The following is a 437-nucleotide window of genomic DNA, read 5'->3' on the forward strand; positions in this document are numbered from 1 at the left end:
TATGGCTGATATTGCCATTGGCATCATCCATAATTCGGCCTTCTTTGCTGAGAAACTTCTCAGAATAAAGGCTCCAATCATTGGCCCTGATCATGGGGGCGGTACCTGTAACTGATATTGGTTGAGATAGCGCATTTTGCCCCGTTATCATCAATATGGAACAGGCCAGCACAATAGTATGAAGTAGTATCATCTTAAAAAAGAAAATATTGCGGTTATTTTTCATCGTCTCGTCTCCCGAAACGTGAAAGCATGGTTGATGTTGATAATCCTAAGGCGACGAGTGCTATCATTAACAAAACCACATAGGAAAGTGCATTACTGGACAGCCAGTTAGTGGTAATTAAACGTATATTGGTAAAAGACAGGGGCTGTGTCGACAAAAAGACTATGTTCTGAACAGGCAGGTTTTCAACAGATTGCTTCTCGCGGTTATA

At 41.4% G+C, this 437-nt stretch carries 1 protein-coding gene and 1 pseudogene; both read right to left on the reverse strand.

The window, feature by feature from the left end; translation table 11 throughout:
- A pseudogene (locus tag HBA93_RS18705) lies at nucleotides 1-226 on the reverse strand (glycosyl hydrolase family 8); the annotation flags it as partial.
- Nucleotides 216-437, reverse strand: a 222-nt coding sequence (locus tag HBA93_RS18710; RefSeq protein ID WP_221724300.1) for a hypothetical protein, incomplete at its 5' end; no start/stop codon positions are given. The pseudogene HBA93_RS18705 and the gene HBA93_RS18710, both read right to left, overlap by 11 nt.

It is taken from the genome of Ochrobactrum sp. SFR4 (genome assembly GCF_019730395.1).
In the GTDB taxonomy this organism is placed as follows: domain Bacteria; phylum Pseudomonadota; class Alphaproteobacteria; order Rhizobiales; family Rhizobiaceae; genus Pseudochrobactrum.